This is a genomic window from Mesorhizobium amorphae CCNWGS0123, assembly GCF_001686985.1.
In the GTDB taxonomy this organism is placed as follows: domain Bacteria; phylum Pseudomonadota; class Alphaproteobacteria; order Rhizobiales; family Rhizobiaceae; genus Mesorhizobium; species Mesorhizobium amorphae.
In genome coordinates this window covers 3192593-3214868 of the sequence record NZ_CP015318.1, presented here as the reverse complement: position 1 = coordinate 3214868, position 22276 = coordinate 3192593, and the positions used below count along the sequence as shown (strand labels likewise).

At 64.3% G+C, this 22276-nt stretch carries 19 protein-coding genes; 11 read left to right on the top strand and 8 right to left on the bottom strand.

The window, feature by feature from the left end:
- Positions 1 to 22 precede the first annotated feature (22 nt).
- The gene (gene gcvA, locus A6B35_RS15025; RefSeq protein ID WP_006206475.1) at positions 23 to 922 is read left to right on the top strand and encodes a transcriptional regulator GcvA; all 900 of its coding nucleotides are present in this window, start codon (positions 23 to 25) and stop codon (positions 920 to 922) included.
- A 28-nt stretch (positions 923 to 950) separates the two neighbouring features.
- On the opposite strand, the gene A6B35_RS15020 is transcribed toward gcvA, so the two are convergent.
- The 6 genes from A6B35_RS15020 to A6B35_RS14995 form a co-directional block, all read right to left on the bottom strand.
- Positions 951 to 1961 carry a LacI family DNA-binding transcriptional regulator gene (locus tag A6B35_RS15020; RefSeq protein ID WP_006206476.1) on the bottom strand — a complete coding sequence of 337 codons (1011 nt, stop codon included), beginning with the start codon at positions 1959 to 1961 and terminating at the stop codon, positions 951 to 953.
- 156 nt (positions 1962 to 2117) lie between these two features.
- Positions 2118 to 3125 (bottom strand): alcohol dehydrogenase catalytic domain-containing protein, encoded by a 1008-nt coding sequence (locus A6B35_RS15015; RefSeq protein WP_006206477.1) that lies wholly within the window; start codon positions 3123 to 3125, stop codon positions 2118 to 2120.
- A gap of 26 nt (positions 3126 to 3151) precedes the next feature.
- Positions 3152 to 3922, bottom strand: coding sequence for an L-iditol 2-dehydrogenase (locus A6B35_RS15010; protein ID WP_006206478.1), 771 nt, complete (start codon positions 3920 to 3922; stop codon positions 3152 to 3154).
- Between the two features lie 199 nt (positions 3923 to 4121).
- Positions 4122 to 5441 carry an ABC transporter substrate-binding protein gene (locus A6B35_RS15005; RefSeq protein WP_040584226.1) on the bottom strand — a complete coding sequence of 440 codons (1320 nt, stop codon included), beginning with the start codon at positions 5439 to 5441 and terminating at the stop codon, positions 4122 to 4124.
- A gap of 318 nt (positions 5442 to 5759) precedes the next feature.
- A complete protein-coding gene (locus A6B35_RS15000; RefSeq protein WP_006206480.1) occupies positions 5760 to 6860 on the bottom strand; it encodes a flavin-containing monooxygenase in 1101 nt (366 codons plus the stop codon).
- A 96-nt stretch (positions 6861 to 6956) separates the two neighbouring features.
- Positions 6957 to 8396 carry a LuxR C-terminal-related transcriptional regulator gene (locus A6B35_RS14995; protein WP_006206481.1) on the bottom strand — a complete coding sequence of 480 codons (1440 nt, stop codon included), beginning with the start codon at positions 8394 to 8396 and terminating at the stop codon, positions 6957 to 6959.
- A gap of 256 nt (positions 8397 to 8652) precedes the next feature.
- On the opposite strand from A6B35_RS14995, the gene A6B35_RS14990 reads away from it, so the two are divergent.
- The 6 genes from A6B35_RS14990 to A6B35_RS14965 all read left to right on the top strand — a co-directional run bounded on the left by A6B35_RS14990 (position 8653) and on the right by A6B35_RS14965 (position 14182).
- Complete coding sequence (locus tag A6B35_RS14990) at positions 8653 to 8859, top strand: hypothetical protein (RefSeq protein WP_139032272.1); 207 nt, start codon at positions 8653 to 8655, stop codon at positions 8857 to 8859.
- Positions 8860 to 8962: 103 nt separating this feature from the next.
- On the top strand, positions 8963 to 9610 hold the full coding sequence (locus tag A6B35_RS14985; RefSeq protein ID WP_006206483.1) for a DUF922 domain-containing Zn-dependent protease: 648 nt from the start codon (positions 8963 to 8965) through the stop codon (positions 9608 to 9610).
- A 193-nt stretch (positions 9611 to 9803) separates the two neighbouring features.
- Entirely contained in the window at positions 9804 to 10886 is a 1083-nt protein-coding gene (locus A6B35_RS14980) for an ABC transporter ATP-binding protein (RefSeq protein WP_006206484.1), read from the top strand.
- Positions 10887 to 10924: 38 nt separating this feature from the next.
- On the top strand, positions 10925 to 12250 hold the full coding sequence (locus A6B35_RS14975; protein ID WP_006206485.1) for an ABC transporter substrate-binding protein: 1326 nt from the start codon (positions 10925 to 10927) through the stop codon (positions 12248 to 12250).
- Positions 12251 to 12435: 185 nt separating this feature from the next.
- Entirely contained in the window at positions 12436 to 13287 is an 852-nt protein-coding gene (locus A6B35_RS14970) for a carbohydrate ABC transporter permease (RefSeq protein WP_425277685.1), read from the top strand.
- A gap of 1 nt (position 13288) precedes the next feature.
- Positions 13289 to 14182: a carbohydrate ABC transporter permease gene (locus A6B35_RS14965; RefSeq protein WP_006206487.1), complete on the top strand. Its 894-nt coding sequence runs from the start codon at positions 13289 to 13291 to the stop codon at positions 14180 to 14182.
- A gap of 68 nt (positions 14183 to 14250) precedes the next feature.
- Here the strand turns inward: A6B35_RS14965 and A6B35_RS14960 are convergent, their stop codons facing one another.
- The gene (locus tag A6B35_RS14960; protein WP_006206488.1) at positions 14251 to 14670 is read right to left on the bottom strand and encodes a VOC family protein; all 420 of its coding nucleotides are present in this window, start codon (positions 14668 to 14670) and stop codon (positions 14251 to 14253) included.
- A 215-nt stretch (positions 14671 to 14885) separates the two neighbouring features.
- Here A6B35_RS14960 and A6B35_RS14955 point away from each other — a divergent pair, with 215 nt between their 5' ends.
- Both A6B35_RS14955 and A6B35_RS14950 read left to right on the top strand, forming a co-directional pair.
- Positions 14886 to 16097: an MFS transporter gene (locus tag A6B35_RS14955; RefSeq protein ID WP_006206489.1), complete on the top strand. Its 1212-nt coding sequence runs from the start codon at positions 14886 to 14888 to the stop codon at positions 16095 to 16097.
- 130 nt (positions 16098 to 16227) lie between these two features.
- Positions 16228 to 16863, top strand: coding sequence for an ankyrin repeat domain-containing protein (locus A6B35_RS14950; RefSeq protein ID WP_006206490.1), 636 nt, complete (start codon positions 16228 to 16230; stop codon positions 16861 to 16863).
- Positions 16864 to 16899: 36 nt separating this feature from the next.
- On the opposite strand, the gene A6B35_RS14945 is transcribed toward A6B35_RS14950, so the two are convergent.
- Positions 16900 to 19188, bottom strand: coding sequence for a cation:proton antiporter domain-containing protein (locus A6B35_RS14945; RefSeq protein ID WP_006206491.1), 2289 nt, complete (start codon positions 19186 to 19188; stop codon positions 16900 to 16902).
- A gap of 178 nt (positions 19189 to 19366) precedes the next feature.
- Between A6B35_RS14945 and A6B35_RS14940 the strand changes: the two genes are divergently transcribed.
- A complete protein-coding gene (locus A6B35_RS14940) occupies positions 19367 to 19555 on the top strand; it encodes a hypothetical protein (RefSeq protein WP_006206492.1) in 189 nt (62 codons plus the stop codon).
- 288 nt (positions 19556 to 19843) lie between these two features.
- Complete coding sequence (locus A6B35_RS14935) at positions 19844 to 22063, top strand: sensor domain-containing diguanylate cyclase (RefSeq protein WP_006206493.1); 2220 nt, start codon at positions 19844 to 19846, stop codon at positions 22061 to 22063.
- The last annotated feature ends 213 nt before the right edge of the window (positions 22064 to 22276 follow it).

Here is a 22276-nt window from a genome sequence, read left to right as displayed (position 1 = left end):
CAGACTGTAGAAAAACTCCTCGATGCCCGAAGCCTTCCTCCGCCTGCCGCCGCTCAACGCGCTTCGCGCCTTCGAGGCCTCGGCGCGGCATCTCAACTTCCGCCTTGCCGCGCATGAGCTCAACGTGACCCAGGGCGCGGTGGCGCAGCACATTCGCGGGCTGGAGGCCAGCCTTGGCGCAAAGCTGTTCGAGCGGCTGCCGCGTGGCCTGGCGCTGACCGACGAGGGCCGCGCCTATGTGCCCAACATCCGCCGCGCCTTCGAGCTGATCTCGGAGGCGACGGCGCTGCTGCGCCCCGAACCGGCGCGGCTGACGATCAGCGTCACGCCGAGCTTCGCCACCAAATGGCTGATCCCGAAGCTGCCGGAATTCGTGGCGCACAATCCGCTGGTCGACCTGCGCATCCTGGCCAGCGAAAGCCTGTCGAGTTTCCAGGCCGACGGCGTCGACATCGCGGTGCGGCAGGGCCAGCCGCCGTTCGGCCCCGGCCTCATCGTCGACCTTCTGTTCCCGCAACAGATCATCGCCGTGTGCAGCCCTGCCCTGCTGCCGCCCGGTGTTGGCGGGATCGCGCCGGCCGACATCCAGCATCATGTCCTGATGCACGATGCGCACAATCTGTGGCCGGAATTCATGGAACGGGCGCTCGGCCTAAAGATGGCGACGGAAGCCAAACGCATGCGCTTCAACCAGACCGGTCTTGCGATCGACGCGGCAATCGCCGGCCAGGGCATCGCGCTGGCCAGCCGCTTCCTCGTCGCGGCCGACATCGCGGCCGGCCGGCTGATCCAGCCGGTCAGTGCGGAAATGCGCGGCACCCATGATTTCCACGTCGTGATGCCGAGGAAGCAGCGCCATCCCGAGCCGACGCAGGCCGTGCGGCAATGGCTGCTGGATGAGGCGGACGCGGCGCGGCCTTGAGGGGGTCCGATGCGACCGCAGCACAGCCTCAAGCCGAGCTGCGCAGCATCAGCTCGGCGTTCAGCAGGATGCGGCCGCTTGCCTGTTTCGCCGCCGGGGATTTTTCATCCAGGCGCTGCAGCAGAAGTTCGATCGCCAGGCGGCCGATCTCGTTGTAGTTCTGCGCCACGGTGGTGATCGGCGGACAGGCGTAGCGCGACAGCGGGTGGTCGTCGTGCCCGGCAATCCGGATGTCGCAGTCGGCGCCGTGGCCGACCTTGAGGCCGAGCTGATAGGTGGCCGCGATCACGCCGAAGGCGACACGGTCGTTGGCGCAAAGCACCGTCTTGGTTGGAAACCCCTGCCCCTTCAGGATGCGCAGCGCCTCGTCATAGCCGAATTTCTCGAAATCCCACGACCGGACATCGGTGACCGGCACGATGCTCGGCGTCATCTTGAACTGCTGCATGGCCTCGACATAGGCGACCTGCCTGGCCGAGGCGTTGTTGTTGACCAAAGGCATGGCGAAGTAGCAGGGCGGCTCGCCGGACCGGCAGAGATAGTCGACGATGAGCCTGAAGCTCTGCCGGTTGTCGGTGCCGACGAAGGAGGAGGTCTCATCCAGCGGCGAGTCGACATAGATCAGCGGGATGCTCGATCCGAGCTCGGCCAGGATGCGGTGATGGGACTGCACGCCGAGCGGCGCAATGATGGCGCCGGCAATGTTCATCGACCTGAACGTCTGGATCGCCTGGTCCTCCATTTCGGCGCGGCCATCGGAGGAGAGCACGAAGGCCAGGAAACCGGCCTCGTTGGCGATCAACTCGATGCGGCGCGTCAGCGCCATATAGAACGGATCCGTCGAGTTCGGGATGATGACGCCCAGAATATTGCTGCGGCGGCGGTTGAGATTGACGGCGAACATGCTCGGCCGGAAGTCGGATTTTTTCAGCGCCGCCTCGATGGCGCTTCGCGTGTTCTTCCGCACCGAGTCGGGATCGTTGAAATATTTGGAAACCGTGGTGCGAGACAGACCGACAAAGGCCGAAAAGTCCTCCATCGTCCTTATCGTCTTTGCCATCCAGCGCTCCCCCGTTTGAGCTGTCGTCGCAATTGCCTACTCGACTCACGTCTTTGCGGAAAGAACCAGCAACGGTCTTTTCCGGGTGCACGAACAGGCAATCCGGTCATGCCCGCGCGGCTTCATTGTTTGAATTCAGGCGTCCGCGCAAAACTGTACTTTCATCGTCGTCGGGTCGCCGCTGCCCTTGGCGAAGAACGGCAACACTTCGGCAATCGGCAAGCGATGGCTGACCAGCCGCGCCATCGTGCCGTCGTCGCGGCTCAGAATGTCGAGCGCCTGCGGGATGTTGCGGTTCAGCGAATGCGACCCCGCCAGCCTGATCTGCCGGCGGAAGATCTCGAACGGAGCGAGCGATATCCGGGCATCGGGCGCGCAAACGCCGAAGATGAGTGCCGTGCCGCCATCGGCGGTGAAACCGATCATGCCTTCGACCACCTTGGCGACACCGGTGGCGTCGGCGACGAAATCGAAGCCGCGCGCTTTTGCGGCGAGGTCCTGCGATCCGGACACGAACGGCTGCAGCCCGAGCGCCTCGGCGAAGGCAAGCCGCGGCTCGCTGATGTCGGCGACCGCCACGCTTCGCACTCCCTTGGCTTTGAGCGACAGCGCAAGCAGCAGACCGATCGGGCCGGCGCCGAAGACCAGCGCATTGCCGGGCCTGCCGGCGTCGAGCCCGGCGGCGCCGAGGCCGTTGAGGACGCAAGCGAGCGGCTCGGCCAGCGCCGCCGTGTCGAAAGCGAGATCGCCAATCCCGTGCAGATGGTCGACGGCAACCAGGCTGAACTCGGCGAAGCCGCCATTCTCGGTCACGCCATAGGCCTTCAGCCCGACGCACAGATTGGTCAGGCCCTTCCGGCAGGCAGGGCATTGCCCGCACGAAATGTTGGGATCGACGGCAACCCGGTCACCGGGCCTGACGACGGTGACATCGTCGGCGACCGCCTCGACCGTCCCGGCATATTCGTGGCCGGGGACCAGCGGAAACGCCCCCTCCCCGTAGCGGCCGTGCAAAACCTCGATGTCGGTATGGCAAAGCCCGGCCGCGCGGACCCGCACCAGAGCGTGTCCGGGCTTTATCCCGGGCATCTCCATCTCTGCCATGCCGGCGACGCCGGCGGCGGCAAATCGAATGGCCTTCATTTCGGTCTCCCCTTGGGGACGCGGCCTCAGCTCATCCAGTTGCCGCCGTCGACATTGTAGGTCTGCGCCAGGATGTAGTCGCTGTCGGACGAGGCCAGGAACACGGCGAGCCCGGCAATATCTTCTGGCTGCGCGAAGCGGCCGATCGGAACGGACTTGGCGACGGCGGCCTTCTTCTCACCGGGCTTCAAACCTTCCCAGCGGGCGAAATGCGCGTCGACGACATCCCAGTGCTCGCCGTCGACGACGCCGGGCGCGATCGCATTGACGTTGATGCCGTGCTTGACCAGCGCCAGCGCCGCCGACTGCGTCGCCGAGATGATCGCCGCCTTGGAAGCACAGTAGAGCGTCACCAGCGCCTCGCCACGGCGGCCTGCCTGGCTCGCCATGTTGATGATCTTGCCGCCGCGGCCGCGCGCGATCATCACATTGGCGACCGCCTTCATCATGAACAGCGGCGCCTTGAGATTGATGTCGAAGACGCGGTCATAGCTTGCTTCGGTGATGTCGGTGATCGGCGCCATGTCGAAGATGGCGGCGTTGTTGACGAGGATGTCGATGCCGCCGAACTCGCGGTCGATTTCCGTCACGACGCTGTCGATCGCCGCAAGGTCGGTGACGTCGAGCTTGACGGCGCTGGCCGACACGCCGATCGCGGCAGCCGCCCGCGTCGCGCGCTCGATGTCGATATCGGCAATCACCACCCTGGCGCCTTCTCGCGCATAGGCCTGCGCGAAGCCGAGGCCAATGCCGCGCGCGCCGCCGGTGATGAGGGCAATCTTGTTCTTCAGTCTCATTTCAGATTCCAATTCACGAGTTTTCGAAAACGCTATCCGAGTAGCGTTATGCATTTCCTGGAATTGCTTTGGGGAACGCACGGACCTGCCTTGGCGGGTCCGTGCATCCTCCAGGCCTGCTGCAACGGGAGGTCTTACAGGCCGGGATCGCCAGGAGGCGGCACACGCTCCGCCGCCTGGCTTTTAGGCTCGAGCCCGACTACTTGATGTAGCCCGCCTCCGTCATCGTCCGCTCCACCTCGGTCTGGGCGCCAGCGAGCACGTCATCGACCGACTTCTGGCCGGTCACCGCGGCGGCGATCGCCTGGCCTACCTCGGTGCCGATGCCCTGGAATTCGGGGATGGCGACGAACTGGATGCCGGTATAGGGCACCGGATCCTTGGTCTGCTTGGTCGGATCGGCGGATTCGATCGCCGAAAGGACCGTCGCGGCGAAGGGCGCTGCCTTCTGGTAGTCCGGGCTGGCGTAGGTGGACTTGCGCGTTCCCGGAGGGGCGGCGACCCAGCCTTCGGTCTCGCCGACGCGCTGGACATAGGCTTTCGAGGTCGCCCATTTGACGAAGGATTTTGCCGCGTCGGCCTTGGTCGACGTCGCCGGGATGGCCAGGCTCCATGCCCAACCCCAGGACGAGCCATTGGGCGTGACCGCCACCGGCGCCTTGGCGAAAGCGACCTTGTCGGCGACCTGGCTTTGCTTGGGATCATAGACGCGACCCGCGGCGGAAGTGGCGTCGATCCACATGGCGCAATGGCCGGAGGCGAACAGCGTCTGGTTCTCGTTGAAGCCGTTGGAGCTTATTCCCGGAGGCCCGTCCTTCTTCATCGTGTCGACATACCAGCCGATCGCCTTCTTCCACTCGGGCGAATTGATCTGCGGCTTCCAGTCCATGTCGAACCAGCGGCCGCCGAACGTGTTCACCAGCGTGCCGAGGAAGGCCATGTTTTCGCCCCAGCCCGGCTTGCCGCGCAGGCACAGCCCATACTGTTCCTTCGACTTGTCGGTGAGCTTGTCGGCGAACTCGGTGATCTGGTCGTAGGTCGGCTGCTCCGGCATCTTCAGGCCGGCGGCGTCGAACAGATCCTTGCGGTAAAGCGTGAACGAGCTTTCGGCATAGAAAGGCACGGCGTAGAGCTTGCCGTCGACGGTCAGGCCACTGCGGACCGGCGCGATCAGATCGGCATAGTCGTAGTCGTCGCCGAGATCGTCGAGTGGCATCAGCCAGCCGCTCTTGCCCCAGATCGGCGTCTCATAGCCGCCGATTGTCAGCACGTCGAACTGGCCGGCCTTGGTCGCGATGTCGGTGGTGACCCGTTCGCGCAGCACATTCTCCTCGAGTACCACCCAATTGACCTTGTTGCCGGTCGCTTTCTCCCATTCCGGCGACAGCTTCTGCATGATGATCATGTCGCCATTGTTGACCGTTGCGACCGTGATCTCCTCGGACAGCGCGGCACTTGCCGTCAACGCCGACACGGCGACCGATACGGCGAGCATTCCGATAGATTTACCCGTTGGCATGTCGTCTCCTCCTTTACGAATGCGCATGTAGAACTGAACATGCGTCTATATCTATTGCGCCAAGGGAAAGGCGAGTCAAGCGCGGCAGGGTGTGATCCGCCCTTCACGATTTCTGGAGCTCGCTCCATGGTTGCGATGCAGCCGCTTGCAATGTTCGCATTTGAACTTTTCACGGGTATTATATAACCTGTACTCACGTACAGGTCTTGTTCACTTCCCGTGCTTTCGGCATTTCAGGAACTGGCGGCGTTGTAGATAATGCCACCGACGTTCATGAGCGCAGTCGTTCCGGACCAACCTGGCAGGCTTGCCGGCGCCTCAGCCGCGCCGTTCGATGTCGGCAACAACCGCGGTCGCCTCGCGGCCGATTTCCCTGAGCAGGCCGGTGACCGGATTGTGGAAGCCGACCAGATAGAGGCCGAGTTCGGAGGCGCGTGGGTTGACGCCGCTTTTGGCCGGCCGCAGCTCCGCCGGGAGGAATTTGTCGTAGGCCGGCCGGTAGCCGGTGGCGAGGATGACGGCCTCGAACGCCTCCCGCCGCCCATCGGTGAAGGAGGCGCCATGCTCGGTGAAGCCGGCGATATCGGGTGCTATGCTGATCTTGCCCGACTTGATCGCCGCCACCGTGCCGACATCGATGACCGGGATGCGCCCGGCGTCGACCTGCTTGAGGATGCCCTCTCTCGGCCTGACGATGCCGTACTTTTCGAGCTTGCCGAGTGCGAAGTCGAGGATGATCGGGAACATCCAGTCGTTCAGCGCCTGCGGCATCGGCCGGCTGGCGATGCCGACCATCTGGATCGGCACGCCGAACAATTGCCGCGGCACGATATGGACGCCCTTGCGCACCGACAGCGTCGGATGGGCGCCAGATTCGGCAAGGTCGAGCGCGATCTCGGCACCGGTGTTGCCCATGCCGACGATCAGCACTTTTTGGCCGACAAAGGGTGCAGCTTCAGTATAGTCGGCGCTGTGCAGGATCCTGCCTTTGAAAGCCTCGATGCCTGCAAGGCTCGGAACGATCGGCTCGGCATTGTTGCCGGTGGCGATGACGACGTGGCGCGATGTCAGCCTGTCCGATCCGGTCTCGACGACAAAGCCGCCATTCTCGCGCCGGATCGTCGTCACCGTCTCGCCGAAGCGCGGCCGGAGCTCGAAGCGCTCGGCATAGGCGTCGAGATAGGCGACCACTTTTTCGCGCGGCACATAGCGCGGATGATCGCGCGGGAACGGCACGAAGGGCAGCGAGGAGAACGACTTCACCGTGTGCAGATGCAGCGGCCGGTAGTGGCGGCGCCAGGCCGACGCCACCTCATGGGCTCTTTCGAGGATGATGAAATCCACGCCCGCCCGCCTCAGGCAGGCGCCAACGGCAAGACCCGCCGGCCCGGCGCCGACAATGACGACATTGGTGTCCAAGCGATTCTCCTCCCGCCAGGCTGGGCCGAGGCTATGCGCAAAGCGGTCGAACGCGCAATCTCCCCGGCAAGAGGGGAGATTGGCAGCTTCACCGGCCTAGCCCAGCTCAGCCAGCCTCGCGGCTTCGCGGATGGCCTTGACGGCATCCGGGTTGGTCACGGGATAGCCCGAGATGAAGCCCTCGACCGAGAAGTCGGGAAACTCGGCACGCAGCCGGGCCACGAATCCGGCCACCTCGGCGTCCTCACCCGCCGCCGCGTGCGCCAACGCCAGGAACATCAGCACATTGGGGGAATCCGGCGAGCTTCTGCGCAGTGCCGCGATGGCTTCCCGGTGCCTGCCGGCGCAGAACAGGACCCGGCCCTGCATGCCGAAATACCAGGGCGGGGCGAGCGGGTTGAGGCGCATGGCGCGCTCGATGAGCGGGATCGCCTCGGCCGGATCGCCGGCGACCAGCGCCTTGCTGCCGGAAAGCAGCGCCAGCGTGTCGGCATGGTTGGAGCCGTACTGGTAGGCTCGTTGGTAGGCGCGCTCGGCCGCGTCGAAGTCGCCGAGGCATCCCATGAGATCGCCAAAGCAGATGCACGCGCTGCTGTCAGTCGGGTCGAGCCGGATCGCATTTTCGACCGCCGCGCGCCATTTCTCGATCGATCCCTTGGGATCGCGGCCAAAACAGTTGCCGGCTTCGATCGAATAGGCGTAGGCGAGTTCGGTCCATGCCCTGACCAGGGTCGGGTCGAGCTCCAGCGCGCGTGAAAACAACCGGATCGCTTCCGCGTTGCCGGCGCGGCTGAAGGTGTTGTGCTGCTCGACGCCCAGCAGATAAAGATCAAAGGCGCGCAGGCTGGCCGGCGGCTTGCGGCGAACCGCGTTGCGCCCGATCGTGGCGATCGTTCCAAAACAGCCGGCGAGCACATTGATGACGGTTTCGGTCAGACTGTCCTGCAGCGCGAAGATGTCCTCGACCGGACGATCGTAGCGCTCGCTCCACAGGCTGACGCCGTTCCTCGCATCGGCGAGCTCCATGGTCAGCCGGATGCGAGTGTCGTCGGCGCGCAGCTGGCCCGACACGATATAGGTGGCGCCCAGCGCCTTGCCATCGGCCACGAAATCGGCGGGCTTGCTGCCCAGCGATTTCATGGTGTGGAAGGCGATCACCGGCAGATCCGCGTAGCGCCCCAGGTCGATGGTGATGTCAGACGACAGGCCATCGGCAAAGCGGCGCCAGCGATCCTCCGAGTTAAGACATTCGATCGGGAATATGGCGAGCACCGGCGGGGCGCCAGGCAAGGGCGACGGCACGTCCACGCCCGCGGCGCGGTTGACATGCGCGGCAAGCGCCACCTTGTTGCGGACGCCGAGCTTTTCATAGATCGCGGCGAGATGGGTGCGCACCGTCGACGGCGCGATGAACAGCGCCTCGCCGATCTCGCGATAGGTCAGGCCGGCCGCGAATTTCTCCGCCACCGCACGCTCGCGCTCGGACAGCGCCGGCGAGGACGGTGAAGACGTGGCCGGTGTCGCGTTGTGGTTCATGCCGATCCCCTGCCCGCGGACAGGCACCTTATCAACGCCTGCCGCGGCAAAATACTACAAATGCAGGACCCAAAACACCGCATCTGGCCGATCCCGCCGCGGGCGCACAGGGCGCAAACTCCCTTGCAGCAACAGGCTGCAATCAAGGGAGGTTTCCATGCGACGTGTTTCCATAGTGCTGGCATGCGCGATCCTGGGTTTTTCTTCCGCGTCGCCGTCATTCGCAAGCGGATGCAGGCAATTGCTGGAATCGAACGTGAAAATCACCAGCATGCGCCTCTATGCCGACCTCCTGGCCAGTGCAGCCCGCAATGGCTGGGACTATACGCCTGAATCGATCGTCAGCGGCTCAAAGCGGCATTTCGACGAGATGAAACTCCAATTGATCGCCGCCGGCTATGAGATCGTCCCGGTCGGCGCCCGTCCGCACTGCCCCTCGTTGGCAAAGCTGGCGAGCGACTAGCAACCAGCTAGTCGTCTAGAGGTTTGTAGAGCGATCGATATGCCGGCATGATGGCCGGCAATCGCCCGCTGACTCGGGCTCCATTCCCAGTCCGCGAGGGCGCATGAAACCAGCCATCCTCTTGCTTTTGCTTGCGACCATTCTGCCGTCCATACCGGCACAGGTGCTTGCGACCGTTCTTCCGTCCGGGCCGGCACAGCCCCCCGACTGGAAACCGGTCGAGAAAATCGACAGCTACGCCATCTCCGGCCAGACCGCGCCCGAACTCTATGCCTCGATCGGCGAGCGCGGACCGCTCATCGGCAAGGACGTCGTCGGCAAAAAGGTCCGCGTCATCGCGCATACCAATTTCAAGCTGACCTGGACCAGGGACTACCGGCCCGAAGGCGGTGCCTGCGTGCTCAAAACGGCGCGGCCGAAGCTGATCATCACCTACACGCTGCCCAAGCCCGCCGGGCCGCTGCCAACGGAGTTGCAGAAACGCTGGGATGCCTTCGCCGCCGGCCTCGCGGCCCATGAAAAGGTGCATGGCGGGCAGATCATCGACATGGTGCAAAAGATCGAGGCGCTGAGCGTCGGCTTCACCGTCGCCAACGATCCCGGCTGCAAGAAGATCAGGACCGAACTGACGACCAGGCTTTCCGAACTTTCGCAGGCGCAGCGCCAGGCCAGCCGCGACTTCGACCGCGTTGAGTTTGGGCCGGGTGGGAATTTGCAACAGCTGGTGCTGGGGTTTGTGAACGGCGACTAGCATCGGCCCGCACACGGATTCACCACACGGACGACGAAGTTAAGCACTTGGCGCCGCGCGGGTTTACAGGCCGGTTTGGTAGCGCTACCGTCGCTGAGTCTGTCGCGTGACCAGAGGGGACTGGAGGCTGTCGCGGGCGGGACTGGGACGGTTTCCTCAGGGGCGTCGGGAAACCGTTTGGGAGGAGCAATGAATGGCGTCTGTCGCGATCGGCGAAGTCTATAAATCATTCGGAACTGTCGAAATCCTGCACGGCGTCAGCGTCGATATAGACGATGGCGAGTTCGTCACTCTGGTCGGGCCGTCGGGTTGCGGAAAATCGACCCTTCTCAGGATGATTGCCGGCCTGGAGAAGATATCGCGCGGCCAGATCTCGATCGGCGAGCGTGTCGTCAACAACGTCGCGCCCAAGGAACGCGACGTTGCGATGGTGTTCCAGAACTACGCGCTTTATCCGCATATGACGGTCGCCGAGAACATGGCGTTCTCGCTGATGCTCAAGGGTGTCGCAAAAGCGGAGAGCGACGCCGGCGTTAAGCGCGCGGCTGAAATCCTGGGACTGGTGCCGTTGCTGGCACGCTATCCGCGCCAGCTCTCCGGCGGCCAGCGCCAGCGTGTCGCCATGGGCCGGGCGATCGTGCGCGATCCGGCGGTTTTCCTGTTCGACGAGCCGCTCTCGAATCTCGACGCCAAGCTGAGAGTGCAGATGCGCGCCGAGATCAAGGAACTGCACCAGCGCCTCAAGACCACGACGGTCTATGTCACCCACGACCAGATCGAGGCCATGACCATGGCCGACAAGATCGTGGTCATGCATGACGGCATCGTCGAGCAGATCGGGCCGCCGCTGGAACTCTACGACCGGCCGAACAATCTGTTCGTCGCCAGTTTCATCGGCTCGCCCGCCATGAACATGCTCAAGGGCGAAATCGCAATCGACGGCACGCCGTCCTTTCGAGGCGCCGGCGGGATTTCGGTGCCGTTGGCAAGGCTGCCTTCCACCGGCAGTGGCGAGCCGGTGGTGCTGGGGATACGGCCCGAGCATCTCAGGCTGTCCGACCAGGGCATTCCGGTCACTGTCGTGGTCGTCGAGCCGACCGGGTCGGAGGTGCAGCTCATCGGCCGCACCCCCGGCGGCGAGGACATCGTCGCGAATTTCCGGGAGCGCCATTCCTTCACGCCGGGCGAGACCGTGCGGCTAACCGCCGAGCCTGGCCTCATCCACCTGTTTCACGGCGAAACCGGCCAGCGACTGGACACCCGCGCCGGGCGGTAGGACTTATACAGCGAGGAAAATCAGAGGAGGAAACGACCATGAAATTCACCAGACGTGACGTGATCCGCACGACCGCCGGTGTGGCGGCGGGCGCCTTGGGAAGCCGGTTCGTCGGTTCGCCCGCCTTCGCCCAGGAGGGGTTGAAGTACAAGCCCGAGGACGGCGCCAAGCTCAGGCTGCTGCGCTGGTCGCCCTTCGTCCAGGGCGACGAGGACCAATGGCTGAAAAACACCAAGCGGTTCACCGAGGCGACGGGCGTCGAGGTTCGCGTCGACAAGGAAAGCTGGGAGGATATTCGCCCCAAGGCGGCGGTGGCTGCCAATGTCGGCTCCGGCCCGGACCTGATGTTCGTCTGGTTCGACGACCCGCACCAGTATCCCGACAAGCTGCACGACGTGACGGAACTGGGTGAATACCTGGGCACAAAATACGGCGGCTGGTACGACGGACCGAAGCAGTATGCGACGCGGGAAGGCAAATTCCTCGGCCTGCCGCTGGCCACCATCGGCAACGCCATCGTCTATCGGGAAAGCTGGGTCAAGGAAGCCGGGTTTTCGGAGTTTCCGAAGGACACGGCGAGCTTCCTCGAGCTTTGCAAGGCGCTGCAGGCAAAGGGCCATCCAGCCGGCTTCACCCATGGCCATGGCGTCGGCGACGGCAACAACTACGCGCATTGGCTGCTGTGGAGCCATGGCGGCCAGATGGTCGACGAGAGCGGCAAGGTGACCATCAACAGCCCAGAGACGCTGAAGGCGATCGAGTACGCGCAGGCGCTCTACAAGACCTTCATTCCCGGCACCGAAAGCTGGCTCGACGTCAACAACAACCGTGCCTTCCTGGCCGGCGAACTCGGCGTCATCGCCAATGGCATTTCCGCCTACAACACCGCCAAGATCAACAAGGACAATGATCCGAAACTGGCTGAAATCGCCAAGGACATCCGCACCACCAACCTGCCGATCGGCCCGGTCGGAAAGGCGGTCGAACTGTTCCAGGTGACCACCGCCGTCATCTTCGACTACACGCCCTACCCCAACGCAGCCAAGGCCTACCTGCAGTTCATGTTCGAGGATCCGCAAATGACGGACTGGATCACCTCGTCGGCGGGCTATTGCTGCCAGACGCTCAAGGCTTTCGACAACAATCCGGTATGGACGGCCGATCCGAACAATGCCGCCTACGCCAAGGCCTCGGCGACGCTGCGCCCCAACGGCTATGCCGGGCCGCTCGGCTATGCCTCGGCGTCGACCATGGCCGACTATGTGCTGGTGGACATGTTCGCCAAGGCCGTGACCGGCCAGGCGACGCCGCAGGAGGCGATGGAGGAGGCGGAAAAGCGCGCCAACCGCTACTACCGCGTTTGAGCGCACAACCGCACCGGGCAGCACGATCGCTGCCCGGTCCGGTGCCTGAAATCGCTTGGCGGCCGCCCGGGCCGACCACCTCCTGAGGAGCTGTTCCCATGGCCGTGCCGTCCGTCGCCGTCCAGCCGCGTCCGTCGATCCTTTCGCGCCTCTCCGAAAGCCACAACACGCTTGGCTTCGGCTTCATGCTGCCGGCGGCGGCGCTGCTTTTGGTTTTCCTGACCTATCCGCTCGGGCTCGGCGTCTGGCTCGGCTTCACCGACGCCCGTATCGGCCGCCCCGGCATCTTCATCGGCGTCGAGAACTACGAGTATCTGTGGAGCGACGGCGTCTTCTGGCTCTCCGTCTTCAACACGCTGCTCTACACGATCAGCGCCTCGCTGTTGAAATTCGTGCTCGGCCTCTGGCTGGCGCTCATCCTCAACCAGAACCTGCCGTTCAAGTCGTTCTTCCGCGCGATTGTCCTGCTGCCGTGGGTGGTGCCGACGGTGCTGTCGGCCATCGCCTTCTGGTGGATCTACGATTCGCAGTTCTCCATCCTTTCATGGGCGCTGCAGCAGATGGGCCTGATCGACCACCGCATCAATTTCCTCGGCGATCCAACAAACGCGCGCGCCTCGGTGATCGCAGCCAATGTCTGGCGTGGCATTCCTTTCGTCGCCATCACGCTGCTCGCCGGCCTGCAGACCATACCTCAGTCCCTCTACGAGGCCGCCACGCTCGACGGCGCCAGCCGCTGGCAATTGTTCCGCTATGTGACGCTGCCGCTGCTGACGCCGATCATCGCCATCACCATGACGTTTTCGGTGCTGTTCACCTTCACCGATTTCCAGCTGATCTATGTGCTGACCCGCGGCGGGCCGGTGAACGCCACCCACCTGATGGCGACGCTGTCCTTCCAGCGCGGCATTTCCGGCGGCCAGCTTGGCGAAGGCGCGGCAATCGCGGTCGCCATGATCCCGTTCCTGCTGGCGGCGATCCTGTTCAGTTATTTCGGTCTGCAACGCCGCAAATGGCAGCAGGGCGGTGGAGACTGACATGGCCGCGACAAAGAGAACCAGGCGCCCGGAAATCGACGAAGGCGGCATGGGCTACCTGCAGAGCCTGCCGCGCCGCGTCGTGACGGTCTATCTGCCGTTGCTGGTGTTCGTCATCGTGCTCCTGTTCCCGTTCTACTGGATGACGATCACCGCGGTTAAGCCCAATCTGGAGATGACCGACTATCAGAATTTCAACCCCTTCTGGGTCGTGCATCCGACATTGGAGCACATCCGCTACCTGCTCTTCGAGACGTCCTATCCGGGCTGGCTGCTCAACACGATCATCATCTCGACGGCCGCCACCTTCCTGTCGCTGCTGGCATCGGTGTTTGCAGCCTACGCGATCGAAAGGCTGCGCTTCTCCGGGGCGCGGCAGGTCGGCCTGGCGGTGTTCCTCGCCTATCTGGTGCCGCCGTCGATCCTGTTCATTCCGCTGTCGGTGATGGTGTTCAACCTTGGGCTCTACGACACGCCGTTTGCGCTCATCCTCACCTACCCGACCTTCCTCGTTCCGTTCTGCACGTGGCTGTTGATGGGCTACTTCCGCTCCATCCCGTTCGAGCTGGAAGAATGCGCGCTGATCGACGGAGCGAGCCGGTGGCAGATCCTCGCCAAGATCGTGCTGCCGCTCTCGGTGCCGGGCCTGATTTCCGCCGGCATATTCGCGTTCACCCTGTCCTGGAACGAGTTCATCTATGCGCTGACGTTCATCCAGTCGTCGGAAAACAAGACCGTGCCGGTCGGGGTGCTGACCGAACTGGTCCGCTCGGACGTCTACGAATGGGGGGCGCTTATGGCGGGAGCGCTGATCGGCTCGCTGCCGGTCGTGGTGCTCTATTCCTTCTTCGTCGAGCACTACGTTTCCTCGATGACCGGCGCGGTAAAGGAGTAGTCCTGCAAACATGTCGCGCGGACGCGGCGACAATGACCGCCTTGTGCCAAGATCGCCGATGGCACGGCCTAGAAATTGATCTCCACCGAGGCGGCGCTGCGCTTCGCCTCACCGTGGAACACCGCCTCGATGTTGTTACCGTCCGGGTCGAGCAGGAAGGCGGCGTAGTAGCCGGGGTGGTAGGGCCGTTCGCCCGCCCTGCCATTGTCGCGGCCCCCGGCCGCAAGTCCGGCCTTGTACCAGGCATCGACCATGGCGTGGTCCTTGGCCTGGAAGGCGAGATGGTGGCGGCCGGTCAGTACGCCCTGAGCGGCGCGGCTGTCGGCGCTGGAGACGAACAATTCGTCTGCCCAGAAGTAATCCTCGGCCTCGCCGCCGATGGGGATGCCCAGCACCTCGAACACCGCACCATAGAAACGTCGACTCGCCTTCAAATCACGCACGACGAGCTGGATGTGGTCGACGAGACGGCCGCGATGAAGCTCCATTGCCTCACTCCTCTCTGATAGCAATGACTTCAATCTAGGTTAGGATGGCGTCCGGTCAATTCGCAGGACCTGTCGCATTTCGCTGCGGCACAAACTGGATAAAAAATGCAACCGGATTGTAGGATCGGCGCCAGCGCCGACGTCCTTCGGACGCAAGCGGCTCGACAACGCACGAAGGAAGTCGCGCCGCATCGAACTGATTTCGGGAGCAAATCATGAAGCCTTCCTATCGTTGGGTCATCGTCGCGGCTGGCGCGCTGATGAGCTGCGTCGCCATCGGCGTGATGTTTTCGCTGGCGATCTTCCTGGAGCCGATGGCGCTCGACACCAATTGGTCGCGCGCCGGCATATCGAGCGCGATGACGCTGAATTTTTTGGTGATGGGCCTCGGCGGCTTTGCCTGGGGCGCCATCTACGACCGCGTTGGCGCCCGCCCCGTCGTCTTCGCCGGCACGCTGCTGCTCGGGCTGGCGATGGTGCTGGCCAGCCGCTCCGGCTCGCTGCTGGCGTTCCAGCTAACCTATGGCGTGCTGGTCGGGCTCGCGGCCAGCGCCTTCTTCGCGCCGATGATCGCGCTGACCACGACCTGGTTCGACACCAACCGCAGCCTTGCGGTGTCGCTGGTCTCGGCCGGCATGGGTGTGGCGCCGATGACGATCTCGCCCTTCGCGCGCTGGCTGATCACGGCCTATGACTGGCGCACCGCCATGTTCGACATCGGCGTGATGGCCTGGGTGCTCTTGTTGCCGGTCGCCTTCCTGGTGCGCCAGCCGCCTGTCCCCGTTACTGCCGCCGACGGCGCCGCTGCCGGTCCCGCCGCCGACGACCCCGGCATGTCGGTCGGCCAGGCGCTGCGCTCGCCGCAGTTCATCGTGCTCGGCCTCACCTTCTTTGCCTGCTGCGCGGCACACTCCGGCCCGATCTTCCACATGGTGAGCTATGCGATGCTCTGCGGCGTAGCCCCGATGGCGGCGGTCACCATCTACAGCGTCGAGGGTCTTGCCGGCCTGGGCGGCCGGCTGCTCTACGGCGTGCTTGCCGACCGTCTCGGCGTCAAGCCGGTGCTGGTCGCCGGACTGGCGATCCAGGCCGTGGTGATCGCTGGCTATCTCGCCGTCCGGCAGCTCGAACAATTCTATGTGCTGGCCGTCATCTTCGGCGCCACCTATGGCGGCGTGATGCCGCTCTATGCGGTGCTGGCGCGCGAATATTTCGGCGGACGCATCATCGGCACGGTGCTCGGCGCAGCCACCATGCTCTCCAGCCTCGGCATGGCCTTCGGACCGCTCGCCGGCGGCATGGTGTTCGATGCCTATGCCAGCTACTCTTGGCTGTTCATCGGCTCGGCGCTTGTCGGGCTGGGTGCGGCGGGAATTGCCATCGCCTTCCCTCCTTTGCCGCGCAGGGCAGAACTGCAGCCGGCATAGGCGTGCCAAAGCAATGGCCGCTCGCTGGAGCGGCCGTTGCTCCAGGATTTGTCGCCGATCCCGTTGCCGAACACCACCAAAACCGGCACGATGTGTGGTATTCTGGCCATGCGCATCGGGAGCCACCGCATTGACCAAAAGCTTGGAAGCCGAAGACGCCAGGGGGTGGTCGAGCCTGCTGGTCGCCGCCGAGAAAGGCGATGCGGAGGCCGTGCAATCGGAGCTGGCGGCCGGTGCGGATATCAATCAGGCGGACGAAGGCGGCTGGTCGGCGCTGCATCTTTCGGCCCTCAATGCCCACACGGCGACGGTCGAAGCGTTGATCGAGCACCCCGAAATCGACGTGAACTCCAGAAACAAATGGAAGAGCACGCCATTGAGCCTGGCGGCGGCCAAGGGCCATTACGCTTCCATCTCGGCCCTCGTTAAACACCGCGCAATCGACATCAATGCCCGTGCTGACTATTACGGCCGCACCGCGCTGATCGAAGCCGCCAAGAACGGGCATCTGGATGTCGTGAAGCTGCTGGTGGAGCATGGCGCCGACGTCAATTTGATGGACAAGACCGGGCGCAACAATGCGCTGATCGAGGCCATCAAGGGACGGCATTTCGACATCGCCGAATATCTGCTGGAGACCAGGAAGGTGAACTTCCTCAACCGGGATATGCGGCTCAACGCCATGATCTGGGCGGGAAGCTGCCACAACCCTCGCTTCATCGAAAGACTGGAAGCCGCGATCAGCAATTTCTTCGAAGGCAAGTGAGCGCGGCAGGGCCACACCTCTCGCCGCCCTGACCTGTCAACCGGTGCCGGAGCGCGATGCCACACGGGCGTCGTCGCGAGGCAGCCGGTCGTCGGAAATGAGCATCACCGGGCAGCGGCAGCGCTGCAGCACGTCGCTCGTCGTCTCGCCGAACATCAGTTCCTCGCCCGGGCGCCGCGCCACGCCCATGACGATCAACGCCACCCCCCTGCCAGCCTGGCGGGCAATGGCATCGGCGGCGGCGGCCCTGCTGCGGATGGCGGTCTCGACTTCGACGCCGTAGCGGTCGGCAAGCGCGACAATGTCCTTCAGCACCGCCTCCCTGCGGCGATGCGAGACGGTGTCGCGCGGCTCGTCGCGGCCGACCCGCGCAACATAGAGCATCTTGACCGGCGCGCCGGTGACGCTGGCAATGGCAAGCGCCAGCTCGGCGCCCCGGCGGGCGACCGACGTGCCGTTGACCGGCACCAGGATCCGGCCCGACAAGGGGCCGAGCCTCGGCATCTGCCGGCCGGCGGTAGCGGGTTTCAGCACCAGGCAGAGCGGACCGTCGAAAGCGCCGGCGATCTCGTCGAGGCGGCGGGTGAAGCCGCCCTTGGCGGTAAGCGCGCGACCGAGCCCGACAATCAGCATGCCGTAACCCTTGCGCGCCTCCTTCGCCACGGTCTCGGCCGATACGTGCCTGCCGTGCCGGCGGGTGACAGGAGCCCTCGCGGCGGGCTGCTCGTCGGCTATCTTCGCAGCCGCGCGGTTGTCCTCGGCGCCCTTCTCGATCTCCTCCAGCTTCGATTCCGCTCCCGGCTCGACGTCGGTTTCACCGCCGGCATGCAGCACCGTCATCGGCTTGCCGGCACCGATCACGCCCGCCATGTAGGCGGCGAAGCGGCCGACGGCGCCCTCGTCGGCCACCACCAGCAGCCGCTCCAGATTGGCGACGAAGCCGCGCTGGTCGATCTCCTCGCGCTCCAGCCTTTTCTTCTCGGCCTCGCCGATCGACAGCCGGCCAAGTGCCCAGCGCAGCGTGGGCGGCATCGCCAGCGTGGTGATGACGGCCATGGTGACGATCATGGTGAAGAGGTTGTGCGAGAGCACGCCGACCGACAGGCCGATCGAGGCGACGATGACCTCGGTCGAGCCGCGCGCATTCATGCCGCAGCCCACCGCGACCGCCTCGCGAAACGACATGCCGGCCAACTCCGCGCCGATGAAGGCGCCGCCGAACTTGCCGAGGCTGGCAATCGCGACAAGCGCGACGGTGAGCAGCGCCAGCTGCGGGTCGACCAGCACGGTGAGGTCCGCCGAGAGGCCGGCGACGCCGAAGAAGACCGGCATGAAAAGCGCCGTGATGACACCGCGCAACTGGCCTTCGATGTGGCGCGACAGGATCGGCGATTCACCGACAAGGATGCCGGCGACGAAGGCGCCGAGCACGGTGTGGACGCCGATCAGGTCGGTGATCAAAGCCATCGCGCCCATGATGACGAGGATGACAGTGACGACGGCGAATTCGCTGCTGAAGCTGTCGTTGGTCCAGCGGATGGCATCGAAGACGATGCGGCGGCCGAGCGTGAAGGAAAACAGCATGAAGGCGGCGACACCGGCCAGCGTGAAGACGAGATTGCCGATCTCGATGCTCCCCTTGGTCGCGATGCCGATGGTGATGGCGATGATGACCCAACCGATCGTGTCCTCGATGATCGCCGAAGAGACGATGATCTGGCCGAGGTCGCGGCGCATGAAGTTCATCTCGCGCACCACCATGGCGACGATCTTGACCGAAGAAATCGACAGCGCGGTGCCGAGGAACAGGCCGGCGACGACGCGCTCGCTGCCCGCGGCGAGCAGCGAGGCCGGCATGGCCTGCGCGGCCGCGAAACCAAGCACGAAGGGGATCGCCAAGCCGGCGGCGGAGATGGAAAAGCAGGCGCGACCGACCCTGCGCACCAACCGGAGGTCGGTCTCCATGCCGGTGAGCAGGAGCAGCATGAGCACGCCGAGCTGGGCGATGGCGTTGATCATGCTCTTTTGCGAAGCGTCACCGGAGAAAACCAGACGCTCTGCCTCGGGCCAAAGCCAGCCGAGCAGCGAAGGCCCGAGCAGGATACCGCCGATGAGCTGGCCCATGACGGCAGGCTGGCCGATGCGTTCGAGCAACTCGCCGAGGCCGCGCCCGACGACCAGCAGAAGGATGATTTCGAGGACAAAAATGCCTTCGCTCGACATGCCGGTCCTTTCCGCCGGCCAGGCCGCAGCCGGGGCCAGGAACAGGGCCGCCGCCGCGACCCCGACTGGCCAGCGCCATTTGTGCAGGAACGAAAGAATCATGCACCCCTCATTCTGTCGAAAACAACGGCTGCAGGCGACATCGGTTGCACAGGTTGCTCCCCGTGCAGTGCGTCCGGCGACGTCAGGACAATTCGATTCAAATGCGGCTGTGGATGTTTGCTTTCGGGTAAAGCGAGTCACGCATCTTCGTTAGACGGCGGGCAATAAGGAGAAGCTAATGAAAAGCGACTTTGCCGCCGCTCGCCTGCATCTGGAGCGGGCCTGCCACTATCTGCGCGGCGACGACGAAACGAGCCAGGAGACACTTGCGGCGCTCGACCTGTTGATCGAGGCGATCGTCGCGGCCCAGTATACACGGCCGGCGGCGGAGGTGGTGGATTTTCCACGGTTGGCAAGACTGCGGTAGCCCCACGAAACCCGGGCCGACGACACGGTCGGGCACTCCCAAAAGGCCGTCCACACGGCCGCAAACGACATGGCAGAACAGCGAGGCCGCTTCGGACGGGAGCGGCCTTTGTTGTCAGACGGCGGGTCGGCAATCACCCGTCTTTGATCGCTCATGAAAGCGCTACGGGACAGGCTTCGGGGCTGATCGCCGTTAGTACGTTAATAAGCATTTGGTAATAAAAGACCATAATGAAATACAGGATCGATCCAGCGCATAGGATGCCGGCATTCCCGGCGGATTCGTGCCATGCGCATTAGAAGCCAGATCATCCTCAGCATGGTTAGCGCGGCGGCCTTGATCGGGCTGGTTGGCGGCGTCGCCATCTTCACGCAGATCGCGGCGACCAAATATCTGGGACTGACCGAAGCGACCAATGTCGCGCAGGAACTGGCCGACACGATTGTCTTCAAATCATCCGACGGGACGCCTTCGCTGTTCGAGCGGCCTGAGGCGCTCAAGCAATTCATGCAGCACCAGCACCGCCGCATGCATCGGGATTTCCTGGTCCTCGACCGCAACAAGGTCGTCGTCGCCCATGCCGCCGACGAAGAGCACCATGTCGGCGACAAATTCGAGCACGACCCCAACAACGAAATCGGCCAGACGCTGGAGGACGGCGTTGCGCGCAGATTTGTCGACCCGGAGGAAGTGAACGCCATACTCGCCGTGCCGATCGAATATCCCGCCGATACGATCATCGGCGCCGTGCTGCTGGAATATGATCCTGTTCTGCATGCCGCGGAGCAACGCACCAACGGCCTGCTCTGGCTGGTTGGCCTCAGCGCGGCGGCGGCCGTGCTGGTCGCGGTGGGGTTTGCATGGCTGCTGCTCAGCCGTTTCGGTGCCGGCCTCAACGATATGATGCGCGGCATGGAAGCGCTGGCGAAAGGCAATGCCATGACGCGCATCAACCATGCCCGCAAGGACGAATTCGGCCAGCTGGCCGACGGGTTCAACACGATGGCGGACCAGCTTGCATCGGCGCGGGCGCATGTCGAGGATATCGTCGAGACGGCGGCTGAAGGCATTGCGGTGCTGGACGGCGACGGCCGCATCGCCAGCGCCAATCCGGCGGCCGCAATGATGATCGGGCGGCGCGCCGACAAGATCGTCGGGCAGCAATGGGATGCGGTGCTGACGGTGCGCGACCAGAGAGGCGGTGCGTTCGCGACCGGCGCTTCTCCCGTCGAAATGGCTTTGGCCACAGGGCGCCAGCACCAGGGTGAAGTGCGCCTGACCAAATCCGACGGCTCGCATCTGCCGGTCATCGCCAGTTGCAGTCCGCTCAGCCGATCCGACGGCGGTCTGGTCCTGACGCTCAACGACATCAGCGAGCTGCGCCGCGCCGAAGGGGTCGTCAACGAGCGTGCCGATCAGCTGGCAATCCTCAACCGTGAGCTGCACGAGAAGTCGGAAACCACGACACGCCTGGTGAAGCTTGGCGAACTTCTTCAGGCCTGCGTGACCTTCCCCGAAGCCTTCTCAGTGGTCGGCACCGCCATGACAGAGTTCCTGGGCGGCTTGAGCGGAACCGTGCATTTGACCAGCGCCTCGCGCAACCTGGTCGAGGAGATGGCGCATTGGGGCGACGTCCGGTCGAGCGTCACGCAATTTGCGCCCGAGGATTGCTGGGCGCTGCGGCGCGGCCAGGAGCATGTCGCCGGTCCGGGCATGCTTACGCCGCGCTGCGCCCATATCACCGAGAACGGCAAGAAGGGCTATGTCTGCATGCCGCTGGCGGCGCAAGGCGAGACGCTTGGCATCCTGCATCTATGCGAGCCGAACGCGGCCGACAAGCCGCAATGGCTGGCTGAACGGCAGCAGATCCTGCGCGGTGTCGTCGACACACTGGCATTGGCGCTGGCCAATCTGCGCCTGCGCGAGACGCTCAGGCAGCAATCGATCCGCGATCCGAACACCGGCCTGTTCAACCGGCGCTATCTCGAGGAAACCAGCAGCCGCGAACTGCGCCGGATGGAGCGCTCGGCCCAGCCGCTGACGATCCTCATGCTCGACGTCGATCATTTCAAGCAGTTCAACGACACGTTCGGCCACGAAGCCGGCGACCTCGTGCTGAAGCAGGTCGCCGCCACATTGATCGAGCACGCCAGGGACAGCGATGTCGTGTCACGCTATGGCGGCGAGGAATTCGCCATCGTCATGCCGGGATGCTCGCTCGAGGAAGGTGCGGCGCGGGCGGAAGCGCTGCGCCAGGCCATCAGGCAGCTGCATCTGACGCATCGCGGCCGCACACTGGGCACCGTGACGGTCTCGTTCGGCGTCGCCGCCTACCCCGAGCATGGCGCGGGCTGGGCCGAGATCACCAATGCCGCCGATCACGCGCTCTACGATGCCAAGGGCGAAGGACGCGACCGGGTCGTCGTCGCCAAGACCAGCACCCCCGGCGAGCGGCCGTCGATCCAGCTGGTGTCGGCCGCGAAAGCGAGCGCGGACATCAAGGGCTGAAGGACGCGCAACGACCGCGCCTGCTCGGTCTAGAGCCAGAACAGCCAGATCAGCCACGCCGCCAAGGCCAGCACGACAGGCTTGGAATATCAATCTTGCGAACCCGGGGCTGGGCAGTAGCGGAGGATGGCGTGATGGTGGCATCGCGACGGCTCTCGAACATGAATGTGCGCAATTCGACCGTCACGTACCGCAATCCATTCGTATCCTCAG